Source organism: Micromonospora sp. NPDC049048 (assembly GCF_043197615.1).
In the GTDB taxonomy this organism is placed as follows: Bacteria; Actinomycetota; Actinomycetes; order Mycobacteriales; family Micromonosporaceae; genus Micromonospora.
On sequence record NZ_JBICTM010000003.1, the window covers coordinates 589,648 to 606,866 of the forward strand.

The 17,219-nt window shown below is 72.2% G+C and carries 15 protein-coding genes and 1 tRNA gene; 11 read left to right on the top strand and 5 right to left on the bottom strand.

Translation table 11 applies throughout. The features are described 5' to 3' along the window. Positions 1-114 precede the first annotated feature (114 nt). Both ACGFIG_RS13305 and ACGFIG_RS13310 read left to right on the top strand, forming a co-directional pair. A complete protein-coding gene (locus ACGFIG_RS13305; protein ID WP_393002360.1) occupies positions 115-585 on the top strand; it encodes an RrF2 family transcriptional regulator in 471 nt (156 codons plus the stop codon). A gap of 229 nt (positions 586-814) precedes the next feature. After that, entirely contained in the window at positions 815-1,897 is a 1,083-nt protein-coding gene (locus ACGFIG_RS13310; protein ID WP_393002923.1) for a sulfite exporter TauE/SafE family protein, read from the top strand. A 22-nt stretch (positions 1,898-1,919) separates the two neighbouring features. On the opposite strand, the gene ACGFIG_RS13315 is transcribed toward ACGFIG_RS13310, so the two are convergent. Next, a complete protein-coding gene (locus tag ACGFIG_RS13315; RefSeq protein WP_393002362.1) occupies positions 1,920-3,353 on the bottom strand; it encodes a pyridoxal-dependent decarboxylase in 1,434 nt (477 codons plus the stop codon). 361 nt (positions 3,354-3,714) lie between these two features. On the opposite strand from ACGFIG_RS13315, the gene ACGFIG_RS13320 reads away from it, so the two are divergent. Next, on the top strand, positions 3,715-5,985 hold the full coding sequence (locus ACGFIG_RS13320) for a cellulose binding domain-containing protein (RefSeq protein WP_393002364.1): 2,271 nt from the start codon (positions 3,715-3,717) through the stop codon (positions 5,983-5,985). A gap of 224 nt (positions 5,986-6,209) precedes the next feature. On the opposite strand, the gene ACGFIG_RS13325 is transcribed toward ACGFIG_RS13320, so the two are convergent. Further along, positions 6,210-7,220, bottom strand: a complete 1,011-nt coding sequence (locus ACGFIG_RS13325) for an LLM class flavin-dependent oxidoreductase (RefSeq protein ID WP_393002925.1) — start codon at positions 7,218-7,220, stop codon at positions 6,210-6,212. A gap of 67 nt (positions 7,221-7,287) precedes the next feature. After that, on the bottom strand, positions 7,288-7,767 hold the full coding sequence (locus ACGFIG_RS13330) for an Lrp/AsnC family transcriptional regulator (RefSeq protein WP_393002366.1): 480 nt from the start codon (positions 7,765-7,767) through the stop codon (positions 7,288-7,290). A gap of 83 nt (positions 7,768-7,850) precedes the next feature. Between ACGFIG_RS13330 and ACGFIG_RS13335 the strand changes: the two genes are divergently transcribed. After that, complete coding sequence (locus ACGFIG_RS13335; protein ID WP_393002368.1) at positions 7,851-9,029, top strand: trans-sulfuration enzyme family protein; 1,179 nt, start codon at positions 7,851-7,853, stop codon at positions 9,027-9,029. Between the two features lie 211 nt (positions 9,030-9,240). Here ACGFIG_RS13335 and ACGFIG_RS13340 read toward each other — a convergent pair whose 3' ends face one another. After that, a complete protein-coding gene (locus ACGFIG_RS13340; RefSeq protein ID WP_393002370.1) occupies positions 9,241-9,990 on the bottom strand; it encodes a helix-turn-helix domain-containing protein in 750 nt (249 codons plus the stop codon). A gap of 35 nt (positions 9,991-10,025) precedes the next feature. Next, positions 10,026-10,098: transfer RNA gene (locus ACGFIG_RS13345), tRNA-Leu, on the bottom strand. Between the two features lie 104 nt (positions 10,099-10,202). Here ACGFIG_RS13345 and ACGFIG_RS13350 point away from each other — a divergent pair. From ACGFIG_RS13350 to ACGFIG_RS13380, 7 genes are all read left to right on the top strand, one after another. Beyond that, positions 10,203-10,823 (top strand): ANTAR domain-containing response regulator, encoded by a 621-nt coding sequence (locus ACGFIG_RS13350; protein ID WP_393002372.1) that lies wholly within the window; start codon positions 10,203-10,205, stop codon positions 10,821-10,823. 81 nt (positions 10,824-10,904) lie between these two features. Next, positions 10,905-12,071 carry a hypothetical protein gene (locus tag ACGFIG_RS13355; RefSeq protein ID WP_393002374.1) on the top strand — a complete coding sequence of 389 codons (1,167 nt, stop codon included), beginning with the start codon at positions 10,905-10,907 and terminating at the stop codon, positions 12,069-12,071. Positions 12,072-12,330: 259 nt separating this feature from the next. Beyond that, positions 12,331-13,485 (top strand): branched-chain amino acid ABC transporter substrate-binding protein, encoded by a 1,155-nt coding sequence (locus ACGFIG_RS13360; RefSeq protein WP_393002376.1) that lies wholly within the window; start codon positions 12,331-12,333, stop codon positions 13,483-13,485. A 107-nt stretch (positions 13,486-13,592) separates the two neighbouring features. Next, a complete protein-coding gene (locus tag ACGFIG_RS13365; protein WP_393002378.1) occupies positions 13,593-14,543 on the top strand; it encodes a branched-chain amino acid ABC transporter permease in 951 nt (316 codons plus the stop codon). Next, positions 14,540-15,649 carry a branched-chain amino acid ABC transporter permease gene (locus ACGFIG_RS13370; protein ID WP_357563217.1) on the top strand — a complete coding sequence of 370 codons (1,110 nt, stop codon included), beginning with the start codon at positions 14,540-14,542 and terminating at the stop codon, positions 15,647-15,649. The genes ACGFIG_RS13365 and ACGFIG_RS13370 overlap by 4 nt, the downstream gene beginning before the upstream one ends. Beyond that, complete coding sequence (locus ACGFIG_RS13375) at positions 15,642-16,487, top strand: ABC transporter ATP-binding protein (protein WP_393002380.1); 846 nt, start codon at positions 15,642-15,644, stop codon at positions 16,485-16,487. The genes ACGFIG_RS13370 and ACGFIG_RS13375 overlap by 8 nt, the downstream gene beginning before the upstream one ends. Beyond that, a complete protein-coding gene (locus ACGFIG_RS13380; protein WP_393002382.1) occupies positions 16,477-17,187 on the top strand; it encodes an ABC transporter ATP-binding protein in 711 nt (236 codons plus the stop codon). Before ACGFIG_RS13375 ends, ACGFIG_RS13380 begins: the two co-directional genes overlap by 11 nt. The last annotated feature ends 32 nt before the right edge of the window (positions 17,188-17,219 follow it).

Here is a 17,219-nt window from a genome sequence, read left to right on the forward strand (position 1 = left end):
TCAACGCCGCCCGCTCCGGCGGTGTGCCATCCCAGGTCGCCGACGCATCGCCGCTGGCCGATCGGTCGAGGGGTGATCGTCCGGGTGGGGTGGCCCGGCGTCTAACCTTGCCGTATGCGTCTCTCCGCCCGGGTCGACTACGCCCTCCGCGCGGTCGCCGAGCTCGCCTCGGTGACCGGCGACTCCGGGCCCGGGCGAAGCCGGCCCGTGACCGCCGACCAGATCGCTCGTGCCCAGGAGATCCCGCCGAAGTTCCTGGAGAGCATCCTGCTGCAACTGCGCCGGGGCGGCATCGTGCAGGCCCAGCGCGGCCCGGAGGGCGGCTACTGGCTGGCCCGGCCGGCCGGGGAGATCTCGCTGGCCGAGGTGATCCGGGTGATCGACGGTCCACTCGCCCACGTACGCGGGCAGCGGCCCGAGGAACTCGGCTACCACGGGGCCGCCCGGGCCCTCCAGGAGGTCTGGATCGCGCTGCGGGCCAGCGAGCGCGAGATCCTGGAACTGGTCACCGTCGCCGACGTCGCCGCCGGCACGCTCCCGGGTCGGGTCGTCGAGCTGGCCGCCGACCCGCGCGCCTGGACCTGACCTGTACCGGTTCGCGACTGATCTGAGCCGCGCCCCGGTACCGCCCTTGGTCAAGCCCGACGTCGGTCACCGCCCGGTCGGCTTCGGCGGGGCCTGGCTGCGCTGCCGGGTGGCGGCGGTCGGAGGGGTCCTGTCGTCTCACTGACCGGTTGGCTGCTTGACCGGGGCCTGCTTCGTGCCGCATTGTCGACCAAGTCGATAGGAGATGCCGAAAAGTCAGGGGGCGCTCGTGCGCAAGCTGCTGGTCCTCGCGCTGGTCGGGCTCGCCGCGCAACTCGTCGACGGCGCGCTCGGCATGGCGTACGGGCTGACCTCCTCGACGTTGCTGCTGCTCGTCGGGGTCGCGCCGGCCGCCGCCTCGGCGTCCGTGCACCTGGCCGAGATCGGCACCACGCTCGCCGCCGGGGTGTCGCACTGGCGGTTCGGCAACGTCGACTGGCGGGTCGTCTCCCGGATCGCGCTCCCCGGAGCCGTGGGCGCGTTCGCCGGTGCGACCTTCCTCAGCGCGATCTCCACCGAGTCGGCCGCCCCGTGGATGGCCGGCATCCTGTTCACCCTCGGCGCGTACCTGCTGGTGCGCTTCTCCCGGCCGCTGCGTACCGACCGGCGCGGCGGCCGGCTGCGCAGCCGCTTCCTCGGCCCGCTCGGCCTGGTCGCCGGCTTCGTCGACGCCACCGGCGGCGGCGGGTGGGGCCCGGTCGCCACGCCGGCCCTGCTGGTCAGCGGGCGGATGGAGCCGCGCAAGGTGATCGGATCGGTGGACACCTCCGAATTCGTGGTCGCCGGCGCGGCCAGCCTCGGCTTCCTGATCGGCCTCGGCTCCGAGGGCTTCCTGCTGCCCATGGTGGCCGCGCTGCTCGTCGGCGGCCTGATCGCCGCACCGATCGCCGCCTGGCTCGTGCGTATCGTTCCCGCCCAGCTGCTCGGCGCGACGATCGGCGGCGTGATCGTGCTGACCAACGCCCGTACGCTGATGCGCTCGGCCGACCTGGGCGGCCCGGCCCGGCCGGCTGTCTACGCCCTGCTGGCCGTCGCCTGGGCCGCCGCGCTCGCGCTGGCCGTCCGGGCACTGCTCCGCACCCGCCGTCAGCGTGAGATCGCCGCGACCGCCCTCGCAGCCGGCCCCCGGACCTCGACGGCCGTCTCCGCACCGGGTGTGGTGGAGGTCGACGGGTCGCCGGTCGCGGCGGTCGTTCCCACGGAGGTAAACGGGGTGCCGGGCTCGGTGGCCGTTTCCGCGCCGGGTGCCCCGGCCGACGACCGTCTCCCGACCCCGGCGGCCGTTACCTCAGGAGGCGCTGGCAGCCGCTGACGTTCCGCCCCCGGCGGGGCCGTCAGCGGGGGAGCAGGGCGGTCGCGGCGTCGGTGAGCAGGGTCCACGCCTCGTCGACGTGGACCTCGGTGGTCTGCGGGGAGCCGACCGCCAGCCGCAGCGTGTACCGGCCGTTGACCCGGGTGTGCGTCAGATGCACCCGGCCCGTGGCGTTCACCCGGGCCAGCAGTTCCGCGTTGACGTCGTCGTCCGCCTCCAACCGGAAGCACACCAGCGAGTACGGGTGCGCCCCCACCAGCGCGAACCGGTCGTCGGCGCGTACCCGGTCGGCGAACCGGGCGGCGAGCGCCACGCCGGAGCGGATGTGCGCCCGCAGCCCCTCGACGCCGTACCAGCGCAGCACGAACCAGAGCTTCAACGCCCGGAACCGGCGGCCCAGCGGCACCTGCCAGTCCCGGTAGTCGATCACCGCGCCGGACTCGGTGGCGGCGTTGCGCAGATACTCCGGCAGTACGCTCAGCGCCTCGATCAGCTCCGCCGAGTCGGCCACCCAGAACGCGTCGCAGTCGAAGCCGGTCAGCAGCCACTTGTGCGGGTCGAAGCAGTACGAGTCGGCGTACTCCAGGCCGGCGTGGCCGAACCGCAGCTCGGGGCAGACCGCCGCCGCCCCCGCGTACGCGGCGTCGACGTGCAGGAAGATCCCGTACTCGGCGCAGATCGCGCCGATCTCCGGCAGCGGGTCGATGGCGGTCGTGGAGGTGGTGCCGACGGTGGCCACCACGATCGCCGGTACGACTCCGGCGGCCACGTCCGCCTCGATCGCCGCGCGCAGCGCCGCCTGGGACATCGCCTGCGTCTGCGGATCGACCTCGACCGGCCGTACGCCGTCGGCGCCCAGCCCGGCGATCCGGGCGGCCTTCTCGATGGACGAGTGGCCCTGGGTCGAGGCGTAGGCGCGGTAGCGGCGGTCGACGCCGACCTCGCGCCACCGGCCGCCGCCGGCCCGGTGCAGCGCGACCAGGGTCGCCACCAGCGTGGCCGACGACGCCGAGTCCTGGATCACCCCGCCGCCCCCGGAGCCGGAGCGGAACCGCTTCGGCAGGTCCAGCAGGTCGGCGAGCCAGTCCAGCAGCACCGTCTCCAGCTCGGTGCACGCCGGGCCGGTGGCCCAGAGCATCCCCTGTACGCCCAGCCCGGAGCTGACGAGGTCGCCGAGCACGCTGGGCCCCGAGGTGTTGGCCGGGAAGTAGCCGAAGAAGCCCGGGTGCTGCCAGTGGGTCAGCCCGGGGGTGATCAGGGTGTCCAGGTCGGCGAGGACGGCTTCCACCGGTTCGCCGTGCTCCGGCGGGCCGGCCGGCAGCCGGGCGGCCACCGTCCCGGGCGGGTCCTGCGAGGTCACCGGCCGTCGCTCCAGCGTCGTCCAGTAGTCGGCGATCCAGTCCACCACGGCGTACCCGGCGCGGCGGAACTCGTCCGGGGTCATGTGCTCAGCCACGCCCTGAGTGGATCAAGAATCCGGGCCCGGGGCAAGGGAAGTGCCTGGCCAGCCCCGGCACGGGGGACACCCGAGGCAGGGGTGCAGGGCCGCGGGGAGGACGGATTGTCCCCAGAAAGCGCTTGCCCTAGCATCACAGGTGCGCGGAGCCACCCCTTGTCGCCGTCCCGCCGGAAGACCGACGCCACTGCCGACGCGGCAGTACCGGCGTCGGGGTGCCGGCACCGGACCGGCGGCGTCGACACCGATGCCGGATCGACGGCCTCGGACCACCGCCGCGAGCGCGGCGTGTCCTCCCGCCGGCCCGGGCAGGCCGACGGTGACGGTCGCCGCGCGCCCGACCTCCCCGGAGGACACCCCCATGCCCGTCACTCCCCGCCGCGTCGCGCTGCTCGCCGCGGGCGCCGCGGCCGCACTCGTCGCCGGTACGCTGCCCACCCTCACCGCCGCGGCGGCCGCCGCCGGTTGCCGCGTCGAGCATCGGATCACCAACCAGTGGCCCGGCGGCTTCGGCGCCGACGTCACCGTGACCAACCTGGGTGACCCGGTGAACGGCTGGACGCTCACCTGGTCGCACACCGCCGGCCAGCAGGTCACCCAGGCGTGGAACGCCGTCATCACCCAGTCCGGCGCCCAGGTGACCGCCCGCAACGTCGACCACAACGCGGTGATCGCCACCGGCGCGAGCACCGCCTTCGGCTTCAACGGCTCGTGGAGCGGCAGCAACCCGTCGCCGACCGGCTTCGCCCTCAACGGCACCGCCTGCACCGGCAGCCCGAGCACCCCGCCGCCGAGCACCCCCGCGCCCACCACGCCGCCGCCGCCCACGCCGCCGCCCACGACGCCGCCGCCCACGACGCCGCCGCCCGGGGCGGTGCAGATGGAGAGCCTCGACCGGGGGCTGGTCAGCGTCCGCTCCGGCTCCGGCAACCTGGTCTCCTGGCGGCTGCTCGGCACCGAGACCGCCGGGGTCGCCTTCAACCTCTACCGCGGCGCGACCAGGGTCAACGCCAGCCCGATCACCGGCGCCACCAACCACCTCGACAGCGGCGCGGCGGCGGACGCCACCTACACCGTGCGCGCCGTGGTCGGCGGCGTCGAGCAGGCGGCGTCCCCGGTCGCGCTCCAGTTCCCCGCCGGCCATCTCGACGTGCCGTTGCAGGTGCCGCCCGGCGCGAGCACGCCCAGCGGCGAGAGCTACACGTACTCCGCCAACGACGCCTCCGTGGGCGACCTCGACGGCGACGGCGACTACGAGTTCGTGGTCAAGTGGGAGCCGTCGAACGCCAAGGACAACTCCCAGTCCGGCTACACCGGCAACGTGTACGTCGACGCGTACACCCTCACCGGCACCCGGTTGTGGCGGATCGACCTGGGCCGCAACATCCGCGCCGGGGCCCACTACACCCAGTTCCAGGTGTACGACTACGACGGCGACGGCCGCGCCGAGGTGGCCATGAAGACCGCCGACGGCACCCGCTCCGGCACCGGCCAGGTCATCGGCTCCGCCACCGCCGACCACCGCAACTCCAGCGGGTACGTCCTCGCCGGCCCCGAGTACCTGACCATGTTCGACGGACGTACCGGCGCGATCCTCTCCACCGTCGACTACGACCCGCCGCGCGGCACGGTCTCCTCCTGGGGTGACAGCTACGGCAACCGGGTGGACCGCTTCCTCGCCGCCACCGCCTACCTCGACGGGCAGCGCCCCTCCCTGGTGATGGCCCGCGGCTACTACACGCGGGCGGTCGTGGCGGCCTGGGACTTCCGCGACGGCACCCTGCGCAAGCGGTGGACCTTCGACTCCAACGCCTCCGGCAACGGCGCCGCCGCCGGCCAGGGCAACCACAACCTCTCCGTCGCCGACGTCGACGCCGACGGCCGGCAGGAGATCGTGTACGGCTCCGCCACCATCAACGACGACGGCCGCCTGATGTACGCCACCGGGTTCGGCCACGGCGACGCCCTGCACGTCGGCGACCTCGTCCCCGGCCGGACCGGCCTGGAGGTCTTCACGATCCACGAGTCCGGCAACCAGCCGGCGGCCGACCTGCACGACGCCCGCACCGGGCAGGTCCTCTGGCAGCGGCCGAACAACGGGGGCGCCGAGGGCCCCGGCCGGGCCGTCGCCGCCGACGTCCACGCCGGCAGTCCCGGTGCCGAGTTCTGGGGCGCCGGCACCCACATGACGGACCTCTACAGCAGCACCGGAGCCGTCGTCGGGCGCAGGCCGTCCTCGGCGAACTTCCTCGTCTGGTGGGACGGCGACCCCGTCCGGGAACTGCTCGACGCCACCCGCGTCGACAAGTACGGCACCGGCGGCGACACCCGCCTGCTGACCGGCAGCGACGTGGCGGCGAACAACGGCACCAAGTCGACCCCGGCGCTCTCCGCCGACCTGTTCGGCGACTGGCGGGAGGAGGTCGTCTGGCGCACCAGCGACAGCCGCGCCCTGCGGATCTACAGCACGCCCACGCCCACCGGCACCAGGATCCACACGCTCATGCACGACCCGCAGTACCGGGTCGCGGTCGCCTGGCAGAACACCGCCTACAACCAGCCCCCGCACCCCGGGTTCTTCCTCGGCGACGGCATGGCCGCCCCGCCGACGCCCAACATCCACCTGCGCTGACCCGGGACCGGCCGACCGGTGCTGCTGCTCCGGTGAAGACAGGCACCGGGCCGTTGGGTGAAAACAGGCACCGGGCCGCAGCCGCGGAATCCGCACAGCTCCGGCCCGGTGCCCCACACCGCGGCATCCCCGACCCGTCCCGACCGGGAATGCCGTACCACCACCGAGGACAAAACTAGGCGGGCCACGCGTCGCCCCGGTGACGCCGACGTGAAGATCGTGTTTCAGCGCTCGCGGCGCAGGCCACCGGCCACCTGTTCGGCGATCAACTCGTACGAGCGCACCCGGTCGGCCACGTCGTACACCAGCGTGGTCAGCATCAACTCGTCCGCGCCCGTACGCGCCAGCAACTCGCCGAGCTGCCGCCGTACGGTCTCGGGCGAGCCCGTCGCCTGCCCGTCGCGGCGCTGCCGGACGAACTCGCGCTCGGCCTCCGTGTACGGGTACGCCGCCGCCTCGTCCGGCGTCGACAGGGGCTCCGGCCGACCCGAGCGCAACCGCAGGAACGACAGCGCAGCCGGCCCCGCCAGCCACTCCGCCCGCTCGTCGGTGTCGGCGCAGACCGCGTTGACGGCCACCATCGCGTACGGCTCGTCGAGCCACTTCGACGGCCGGAAGTGCTGCCGGTACAGCGCCAGCGCGGGCAGCGTGTTCTGCGAGCTGAAGTGGTGCGCGAAGGAGAACGGCAGGCCCAGCAGCCCGGCCAGCTGGGCGCTGAACCCGCTGGAGCCGAGCAGCCAGACCGCCGGCTGCTCGCCGAGGCCCGGGGTGGCCGTGATCGGCCCCGGCCGCTCGCCGCTGAAGTAGTTCATCAGGTCCGCCAGTTCCCGGGGGAAGCCCTCCGCCGACAGCCCCTCCATCGTCCGGCGCAGCGCCAGCGCGGTCACCTGGTCGGTGCCCGGGGCGCGGCCGATGCCCAGGTCGATGCGGCCCGGGTGCAGCGCCTCCAGCGTGCCGAACTGCTCGGCCACCACCAGCGGCGCATGGTTGGGCAGCATCACCCCGCCCGAACCCAGCCGGATCGTCGACGTGTGCGCCGCCAGGTGCGCGAGCAGCACCGCCGGGGCGGAACTCGCGATCGCCGGCATGTTGTGGTGCTCCGCCACCCAGAACCGGCGGTACCCGAGCTCCTCCGTGCGCCGGGCCAGCTCGGTGGTGTGCCGCAGCGCCGCGCCGGCGGTGGCGCCGGCCGCGACGGGGGCAAGATCAAGGACAGACAGCGGTACGGTGATCACACGGTTGGCCAACCCCGCCCGCCTCGGGTTTGTTCCCCGGCGCAACCAGGCTCACGCCTGCCGGCGCTCAGCCCATGCCGCGCGCCTGCTCGAAGATCAGGCTCGTCTGGGTGTGCAGCACCGCCGGGTCCACGGCCAGGTGGTCCAGCACGAAGTCCCGCAGCGCGTCCGCCGACGCCGCCCGTACGTGCAGCACGTAGTCCTCCGCGCCCGCCACGTGGAACACCGCCACCACGCCGGGCAGGCGCACCGACCGGGCCCGGAACGCGTCCACCGCCGCCCGCTCGTGCGCGGTCAACCGCACCGACACCAGCGCCTGCAACGGCAGCCCGACCGCCGCCGGGTCCACCTCCGCGTGGAACCCGCGGATCGCCCCGCTCTCCCGCAGGGCGCGGGTGCGGGTCAGGCACGTCGAGGGGGCCACGCCGACCCGCTCGGCGAGGGCGTTGTTCGGCAGCCGGCCGTCGGCGGCCAACTCCGACAGGATCGCGCGGTCGGTGTCGTCCAGGTCGGCGAACCGCCGCACATCGTTCGTCGCAAGGGGCATGGAGGCATCATCCACCGAATCAACTCGCATCTTCAACGGCAATCACCGAATCATCTTCGAAACTATTGCCCTTGGTCGGCGCTATGTTCGATCCTTCCCGCATGACGACCGTGGATACCAGAGCCGTGCACGCCGGCCGCGACGACCTCGCCGCCCTTGGCGTCCACGTGCCGCCGATCGACTTCTCCACCACCAACCCGCTCCCGTCCGTCGACGCGGGCGGCGACGCGTACGAGGCCCTCGCGACCGGAGGCACCCTCCCCGCCGGCGGCAGCGCCGTCTACCAGCGCCTCTGGAACCCCACCGTGGCCCGCTTCGAGACCGCCCTCGCCGACCTCGAAGGCACCACCGACGCCGTCGCCTTCGCCAGCGGCATGGCCGCCCTCACGGCCACCCTGCTCGCCGCCACCCGGGACGGAAAGCGGCACCTCGTCGCCGTCCGCCCCCTCTACGGCGGCACCGACCACGTGCTCGCCACCGGACTGCTCGGCACCACCGTCACCTGGGCCCGCGCGGACGAGGTCGCCGCCGCCGTCCGGCCCGACACCGCCCTGGTGATCGCCGAGACCCCGGCCAACCCCACCCTCGACCTCGTCGACATCGCCGCCCTCGCCCGGGCCGCCGGCGACGTGCCGCTGCTCGTCGACAACACCGTCGCCACGCCCGTGCTCCAGCAGCCCACCCGGCACGGCGCCGCGCTCGTGCTGCACAGCGCCACCAAGAGCATCGGCGGACACGGCGACGTCCTCGCCGGCGCGGTCGCCTGCGACGCCGACTGGGCCGCCCGACTGCGCCAGGTGCGCGCGCTCACCGGCGCGGTCCTGCACCCCCTCGGCGCGTACCTGCTGCACCGCGGCCTGCAGACCCTGCCGGTGCGGGTCCGCGCCCAGCAGGCCGGCGCCGAGAAACTCGCCGCCTGGCTCGCCGCCCACCCCGCCGTCGCGGCGGTGCACCACCCGTCGCTGCGTGACCCCGCCGGGCTCGTCGGACGGCAGATGAGCGGCCCCGGCAGCCTCCTGGCCTTCGAGGTACGCGGCGGCGCCCCCGCCGCGGCCACCGTCGCGAACGCCTGCCGGCTGATCACCCACGCGGTGTCGCTGGGCGGCGTCGACACCCTCATCCAGCACCCGGCCTCGCTGACCCACCGGCCCGTCGAGGGGGAGGCCAAGCCGTGCGGGGGCCTGCTGCGCGTCTCCGTGGGCCTGGAGGACCCCGAGGACCTGCGCGCCGACCTGGCCCAGGCCCTCGCCGAACTCGGCTGACCCGCACCGACGTCGTCGCCCGGCCCCTGCTGAACTCGGCTACCTGCGCCAACGCCGTCGCCCGCCCTCGCCGCCGCGAGTCGGTCGCCCCGTTGCCGCGAGTCACCCCGCCACGGGCGGCGTGGCGCACGGGGGTGGAACGCCACGGGTGCCAACGAGCCCCGGTGACACCCGTGGCGTTCCACCCGTGGGAGCCGACCGGGCAGCATGGTCAGGACTTCGGGCCGACGTGGCGATCGAGGGCGGCGACGGCGTCCCGGCGCGCCACGGAGAGGGAGTTGCGGCGGTTCATCCGCCAGGCGATGCCGAGCAGGTCCAACGCCCACTGGCAGAGGCTCATGATGTCGGCCGACTCGTTGGTGAACATGTAGCGCGGGTAGACGTAGCCCTTGCCGCGCACTGTCACCCGATTGCTGAACCGGCAGCCGTCGGAGTGGAACAGACCCCGCAGGAAGGCCCCGGGGTGGGCGGTGACGATCCTCCTCTGCCAATCGGCGAGGGCGATCTGACGCTCGTGCTTCTTGCCGGGACCGTGCTGCGGGAACAGGCACGGCCAGTGTTTGCCGTAGCTCCGCACACTCACGCAGCCCTGTTGTGCAACGCGCTGGACCTTGGTCGCCAGCACCGCACGCATGGCGGAGTCGCAGGCGTCGATCAACCCGGGCCACGCGTCGCCGCAGGAGATCCTCAAGACCGGCACCCGCGCGCTGGTGACCAGGTACCCGTCACCCAGGTAGAGGCCCAACAGGTAGCTGTAGGCCGGTGGGTCTGTCGGATATCCGTCGTCGCGACGGCAGCGGAAACAGCGCTCTGCCGTGCCTCGAACCAGCGGTTGCGGCCGCTCGCGGCACCACTCCCAGACGGTGCGGTAGGAAAGACCGACGGCCCGGGCGGCCTCGGCGATGGTTGCGCCGCCGAGGTGGACCCTGAGGGCTCGGGCGCGTATCTCCGGTGCGTGCACAGGACGAGTCTCGTACGCCCGTACGACAGTTCCGGTGTCCCCGGTGGGATTCGAACCCACACTGTCGGAGGTTTGAGCTCCGCTTCTCTGCCATTGGAATACGGGGACGTCGTCGCCCAATGCTGTGGCGGCGCCACATAGGTTACCCACTACGCTAAGGGCGGCGACACCCGGCATCGCGGGTGTCGAGCAAAGACTGGTGGGAGTGGCTCGTGGCCGAGACGCAGACGGACGTCGAGCGCAGGCGCGTTCTGATCGCCGAGGACGAGGCGCTCATCCGGCTGGACCTCGCGGAGATGCTCGTCGAGGAGGGGTACGAGGTCGTCGGCGAGGCCGGTGACGGGGAGACCGCCGTCCGGCTGGCCGAGGAGCTCAAGCCGGACCTGGTCATCCTCGACATCAAGATGCCGATCATGGACGGTCTGGCCGCCGCCGAGCGGATCGCGGGCGCCCGGATCGCCCCGGTGATCATCCTGACCGCGTTCAGCCAGCGTGACCTGGTGGAGCGGGCCCGGGCGGCCGGCGCGATGGCGTACCTCGTGAAGCCCTTCCAGAAGAGCGACCTGGTCCCGGCGGTGGAGATCGCGCTGTCGCGCTACGCGGAGGTCGCCGCCCTGGAGGCGGAGGTCGCGGGGCTGACCGACCGGCTGGAGATCCGCAAGACGGTCGAGCGCGCCAAGGGCGCGCTGATGACGACGTACGGGATGAGCGAGCCGCAGGCGTTCAAGTGGATCCAGCGCACGGCGATGGACCACCGGATGACCATGAAGGAGGTCGCCGAGCGGATCCTCGCCGAGACCGCCGGCGGCGAGGTCGCCCAGCCCACCTCCTGAGGCGGCACCGGGGCGGCGCGACACGCCCGGAAGCGTCGCGAGGGCTCCTCGCGGGACCGGTTGATCGATAACATCTGATCCATGTGGACCCGGCGGCTGGTGGCGGTGCTCGGTGTCCTCGCGGTGCTGCTGGCCGGCTGTGACCGGGCCCCGGCGGAGCCGGCCGACGAGCCGCTGCGCCCACAGTGGCAGTCGCTGACCCTGCCGGCGCCGCCCGGCGCCCCCGGCCGGCTCCTGTTGCGCGACGCCGTGGCCTGCGCCGGCGCGTGGTACGTGGTCGGCGGGCTGGCCGACGCGGCGGGGGAGACCCGGCCGGCGGCCTGGCGCAGCGCGGACGGCGTGTCGTGGACGGCGCTGCCGGTCTCCCCGTCGAGCCACTACGGCCGCCAGCACGTGCTCTACGCGGCGGCGTGCCGGGACGGGCGGCTGGCGGCGCTCGGGGCGAAGAACGGCGGCGCGCACGGCAACCCGCGCACGGGCACCTGGTCACTGTCGGCGGGCGGCCAGTTGCGGGAGGCGCCCGCGCACTTCGAGCTGTACGCCGGCCCGCGCGCGGTGAGCGTGGCGCGGCTGGCGGCGGGCCCGGCCGGCTGGCTGATCGCGGGGGCGCGGGTCGACGGGGCGGCGGTCTGGGCGTCGACGGACGGCGAGCGGTTCACGATCCGGGAGGGCGTCGCGGAGCTGGCCGGCGACGGGCGCGGCCGGACGGTCGCGTACGACGCGGTGGCCGTGCCGTCGGGCTGGTGGGTGGTGGGGGCGGTACTGCCGCCCGGCGCGACGGCGCTGGCGCCCCTGGCCTGGAGTTCGGCTGACGGGCGGGCCTGGCGGCGGGTGGCGCTGCCGGTGCCGGACGGGCGGGGCCAGGCGCAGCGGGTGGCGTCGGTCGACGGTGCGGTGGTGACGGTCGGTCCGGTACGCGACGGGTTCGGGGCCTGGCGGCTGGTGGGCGACGAGTGGCGCCGGGTCGGCGGCTTCGGCGCGCCCGGGCCCGGGGTCTCCTCAGTCGACGCCCTGGTGCCGGCCGGGCGTGAGTTGGTGGCGGTGACCGGGGACGGTGGTGGTCACGGACTGTGGCTCTCTGCCGATTCGGGGGATTCATGGCGACTGATGGTCATGCCTGCCACTGTGCCGGATGGGGGGAACACCGCCGTGGCGGTCGCCTCGCAGGGTGATCGACTGCTGTTGGTGTCCGACGACGGTGGGACGTCCCGTGCCTGGTCAGTCGTGTTTTCGGCCATCGATCGGTAGGGGGCGGACGAGGTTCGGGCCGTTACCGACGAAACGAAGGCGGAGGGCTTGCGCCGCCGACGGTTCTTACAGCGATCGTTTCGGATCCGCCACGCCGTGTAACGGTTCGATCAACCCGCTCCCCTGGGGCTTTCGTCACAGCTGAAAGGTGGGATAGCGTCCGGCCCCAGACCGGCGACGACGGTCTGGTTCGTCCGCCCCCGCAAGGGCCAATCGGCAGCGGGTGGTTCGGACCATTGGACGGAGGAGGGTTCGGGCCTTGAGGCAGAAGCTCGCGCGCGTTATCGGTGGGGTCGCCATGCTGGCGCTCGTCGCCGGCGGCACGGCATGCTCCAGCAGCGACGACACGGCGTCCGGAGACGCCTGTGGCAACAAGATCGCGTTCTTCGGCGCGCTGACCGGTCCGTCGGCGGCGCTGGGCATCAACGAGAACAACGGCGTCAAGCTGGCGGTCGACAAGTACAACAAGGAGAACGCCGACTGCAAGGTCGAGCTGGTCCCGCTGGACTCGCAGGGCAGCCCGGACCAGGCCCCGCAGCTGGCGCAGAAGGCCATCGACGACGCGAAGATCCTCGGCATCGTCGGCCCCGCCTACTCGGGTGAGTCGGAGGCCGCCGGTCCGCTCTTCAACGAGGCCGGCCTCGTCACCATCACCCCCTCCGCGACCCGCCCGAGCCTCTCGGAGCAGGGCTGGAAGACCTTCTTCCGCGCGGTCGGCAACGACTTCAGCCAGGGCCCGGCGGCCGGCAACTACATCAAGAACGTGCTGAAGGCCGACAAGGTCTTCGTCATCGACGACCAGTCCGCGTACGGCGCCGGCCTGGCCGACGAGGTCAAGAAGCTGCTCGGCCCGGCGGTCGTCGGCTCGGACAAGGTCCAGGGCGAGGGCAAGCAGGTCGAGTTCTCGGCGGTGGTCACCAAGGTCAAGGCCGCGAACGTCAAGGCGATCTTCTTCGGCGGCTACTACCAGGAGGCCGGCCTGATCCGTAAGCAGCTCACCGCTGCCGGGGTCACCGCTCCGCTGATCGCCGGCGACGGCGTGAACGACGCCGCGTACATCACCTCCGCGGGTGCGGCGGCGGCCGAGGGCACCATCCTCACCTGCCCGTGCCAGCCGGCCGCCGAGGCGCGGGGCACCTTCGTCGAGGAGTACAAGGCGCTCAACGGTGCCGACCCGGGCACCTACAGCGACACGGCCTACGACGCGGCGAACATCCTGCTCGCCGGCATCAAGGCTGGCAAGACCACCCGTGAGGGTCTGCTGGAGTTCGTGAAGGGCTACAGCGGCGAGGGCGTCGCGGCGAGCTACAAGTTCGTCGAGGGCGGCGAGCTCGACCCGGCGCAGGTCAAGGTCTGGGCCTTCAAGGTCGTCGGCGGCAAGGTCGTTCCGGACCAGGAGATCCCGAAGTCCTGACGCCGGTCGCTGCCACAGCGATTGAGTAGTGATCGCGGGTGCGGCCGGGAGCTCGCTCCCGGCCGCACCCCATTTTTCTCTCCAGACCCTGATGGAGCGTCCCTCCCTTGAACTTCGACGGACTGTTCTCCAACTTCGGAGAACTCACCACGACCGGCCTGACGCAGGGTGCGATCTACGCCCTGGTCGCGCTGGGCTACACGCTGGTATACGGCGTGCTGAAACTCATCAACTTCGCCCACTCCGAGGTCTTCATCGCCGGCGCGTTCGCCGCGATCTGGACCTGGAACGGTTTCGGGCTCGACCAGAACTCGCAGGTCAGCGGCATCGGCTCGATCATGTTCTACCTGCTGGTGGCGATGATCGTCGCGGCGATCGCCTCCGCCGGCACGGCGACGGTGATCGAGCGGGTGGCGTACCGGCCGCTGCGTAAGCGCAACGCGCCGCCGCTGGCCTTCCTGATCACCGCCATCGGTGCGTCCATCGCGATCTCCGAGGCGTTCGGCATCTGGACGCGCCGCCGCCCCGAGGGCGCCCCCCAGCTGGTCAGCTCCAAGCCGCTGTTCGAGATCGCCGGCGTGCCGATCGACGCCGTCCAGCTGCTGACCATCGGTGCGGCGCTGGCGATGATGATCGCGCTGGACCTGTTCATCAACCGCAGCCGGGTCGGTCGCGGCATCCGGGCGGTCGCCCAGGACGCCAACACCGCCGCGCTGATGGGCGTGAACAAGGACCGGATCATCCTCATGGTCTTCATCGCCGGCGGCAGCATGGCCGGCGTCGCCGGCCTGCTCTATGACGTACGGATCCAGACCCTCACCTACAGCGTCGGCTTCCTGCTCGGCCTCAAGGCGTTCACCGCGGCGGTGCTCGGCGGCATCGGCAACCTGCGCGGTGCGCTCCTCGGCGGCCTGCTGCTCGGCGTGGTCGAGAACTACGCCTCCGGCCTGTTCGGCACGCAGTGGAAGGACTTCGCGGCCTTCGCGCTGCTGGTGGTGCTGCTGATGTTCCGGCCGACCGGTCTGCTGGGTGAGTCGCTGGGGAGGGCACGGGCATGACGACCGTCTTGGAGAAGGTGCGCTCCGGCCGCGAGGCTGCCGGCGAACGGTGGCGCGGCGCGCCGCGTTGGGTGCGCTGGGCGCTGCTGGCCGCGGTGATCGTGTTCTTCTACGCCCTGCCGAACAAGGAGTTCTACCAGTACCTCGGGCCGATCCCGACCCCCGGTGCGAACTTCACGCAGGTGATGTTCACCGTCTCGATCTACGTGCTGCTGGCCGTCGGTCTGAACATCGTGGTCGGCTTCGCCGGCCTGCTCGACCTCGGCTACTTCGGCTTCTTCGCCGTCGGCGCGTACACCGTGGCGGTGCTGACCTCGCCGAGCAGCGACCTCAAGACGCTGTGGCCGTGGCTGCTGGCGGTGCCGGTGGCGATCGCCCTGACGATGGTCTCCGGCGTGATGCTCGGTACGCCGACCCTGCGGCTGCGGGGCGACTACCTGGCGCTGGTGACGCTCGGCTTCGCCGAGATGATCCGGATCGGCGCGGTCAGCTCGGAGTTCCTCAAGGGGCAGCGGGGCTTCAACCAGATCCCGCACCCGCCCGGCCAGTACGCCGACGGCAAGCCGGTCTTCGGCGTGCTCGACGCCCGGCCGTACTACTGGCTGGTGCTCACGGTGATCATCCTGGTGGTCATCGGGGTGCGGAACCTGACGCACAGCCGGGTCGGGCGCGCCTGGATCTCCATCCGGGAGGACGAGGACGCCGCGCAGCTCATGGGCGTGCCGACGTTCAAGTTCAAGCTGTGGGCGTTCGCCGCCGGTGCCGCGATCGCCGGCCTGGCCGGCGCGTTGTTCGCCGGTAAACAGAACTTCGTCAACTCGCAGAACTTCGAGCTGCTGAACTCGATCATCATCCTGGCCGCGGTCATCTTCGGTGGCTCCGGCAACATCGTCGGCGCGATCGTCGGTGGCGGCCTGGTGGCGTACATGATCGAGCGGTTCCGCGGCATCGAGCTGTTCGGCGTCGAGCTGTACGAGTACCGGTTCCTGTTCTTCGGCCTGGTGCTGGTGGTCATGATGATCTTCCGGCCGGAGGGTCTGATCCCCAACCGACGACGTGCGGCGGAGTTCAAGGATCGCCGCAAGGAGGTGACCGTCGGTGAGTGACACCGAGCAGACGCCGGCCGTTCCGGCGCAGGCCGGGGCGCCGGCCGTGGAGGCGGTGCCCACCCGGGAGCCGCTGCTGGAGGTCGACAACGTCACGCTGCGCTTCGGCGGCGTGGTGGCTCTGAACGAGGTGGACTTCACCCTCTACAAGGGGGAGATCCTCGGTCTGATCGGCCCGAACGGCGCCGGCAAGACGACCTGCTTCAACGCCATGACCGGCATCTACCAGCCCAGCGAGGGGCAGATCCGGTTCCGTGGCCAGAAGATCAGCGGCAAGAAGCGGCACCACATCACCAAGATGGGCATGGCGCGGACGTTCCAGAACATCCGCCTCTTCCCGGAGATGACGGCGCTGGAGAACGTCCTGGTGGGCACGGACGCGCACAACAAGACGAGCGTCATCTCCGCGCTGTTCCGCCTGCCGCGGTACTGGAAGGAGGAGCGCGCGAGTCGGGAGAAGGCCGAGCGCCTGCTGGAGTTCGTCGGCATCCGCAAGCGGATGCACGAGTTCGCCCGCAACCTCTCCTACGGTGAGCAGCGGCGCCTCGAGATCGCCCGCGCGCTGGCCACCGACCCCGTGCTGCTCTGCCTGGACGAGCCGGCCGCCGGCTTCAACCCGGCCGAGAAGGAGGAACTGCTCCAGCTCATCCGGCAGATCCGGGACACCGGGGTGACCGTGCTGCTCATCGAGCACGACATGCGCCTGGTCATGGGCGTCACCGACCGGATCGTGGTGCTGGAGTTCGGAAAGAAGATCGCCGAGGGGCTGCCCGCCGAGGTGCGGGACAACCCGAAGGTGATCGCGGCGTACCTGGGGGTGCCGGACGATGCTGCTTGAGATCGACGATGTGAGCCTGCTCTACGGGCGGATCCAGGCGCTGCACGGCATCAGCCTGACGGTGGACGAGGGTGAGATCGTCGCCCTGATCGGTGCCAACGGCGCCGGCAAGTCGACGACGATGCGGGCGATCTCCGGGATCCGGCCGGTCGCCAGCGGCAGCATCCGGTTCGACGGTGAGGACATCACCAAGCTCCGGGCGGACCTGCGGGTCCGCCGCGGGCTGTGCCAGGCACCCGAGGGCCGGGGGATCTTCCCGGGCATGACGGTGCTGGAGAACCTGGACATGGGCGCGTACACGCGGCGTGACCGGGCCGGCATCGCCCAGGACCTCGACCGGGTGCTGGGGCTCTTCCCGCGCCTGGCCGAGCGGCGCAAGCAGCAGGGCGGCACGCTCTCCGGCGGCGAGCAGCAGATGCTGGCCGTCGGGCGGGCGCTGATGAGCCGGCCGAAGCTGCTGCTGCTCGACGAGCCCTCGATGGGTCTGGCGCCGATGCTGATCCAGCAGATCTTCGACATCATCGTCGAGATCAACCAACAGGGCACCACCGTCCTGCTGGTCGAGCAGAACGCCCAGCAGGCGCTGGCCCGGGCCCACCGGGCGTACGTGCTGGAGACCGGCCGGATCGTCAAGAGCGGCACCGGCGCCGAACTGCTGCACGACCCGGCGGTCAAAGAGGCCTACCTCGGCGTGGCCTGACCGACCGTCACCCCTCATCGCAAGGAGTACCC

Excerpts from the sequence above, each read along its gene's own strand:
- ACGFIG_RS13355 (WP_393002374.1), top strand. The coding sequence starts at position 10,905 with ATGTGGACCCGGCGGCTGGTGGCGGTGCTCGGTGTCCTCGCGGTGCTG.
- ACGFIG_RS13305 (WP_393002360.1), top strand. The coding sequence starts at position 115 with ATGCGTCTCTCCGCCCGGGTCGACTACGCCCTCCGCGCGGTCGCCGAG.
- ACGFIG_RS13370 (WP_357563217.1), top strand. The coding sequence starts at position 14,540 with ATGACGACCGTCTTGGAGAAGGTGCGCTCCGGCCGCGAGGCTGCCGGC.
- ACGFIG_RS13380 (WP_393002382.1), top strand. The coding sequence starts at position 16,477 with ATGCTGCTTGAGATCGACGATGTGAGCCTGCTCTACGGGCGGATCCAG.
- ACGFIG_RS13335 (WP_393002368.1), top strand. The coding sequence starts at position 7,851 with ATGTTCGATCCTTCCCGCATGACGACCGTGGATACCAGAGCCGTGCAC.
- ACGFIG_RS13320 (WP_393002364.1), top strand. The coding sequence starts at position 3,715 with ATGCCCGTCACTCCCCGCCGCGTCGCGCTGCTCGCCGCGGGCGCCGCG.
- ACGFIG_RS13330 (WP_393002366.1), bottom strand. The coding sequence starts at position 7,767 with ATGCCCCTTGCGACGAACGATGTGCGGCGGTTCGCCGACCTGGACGAC.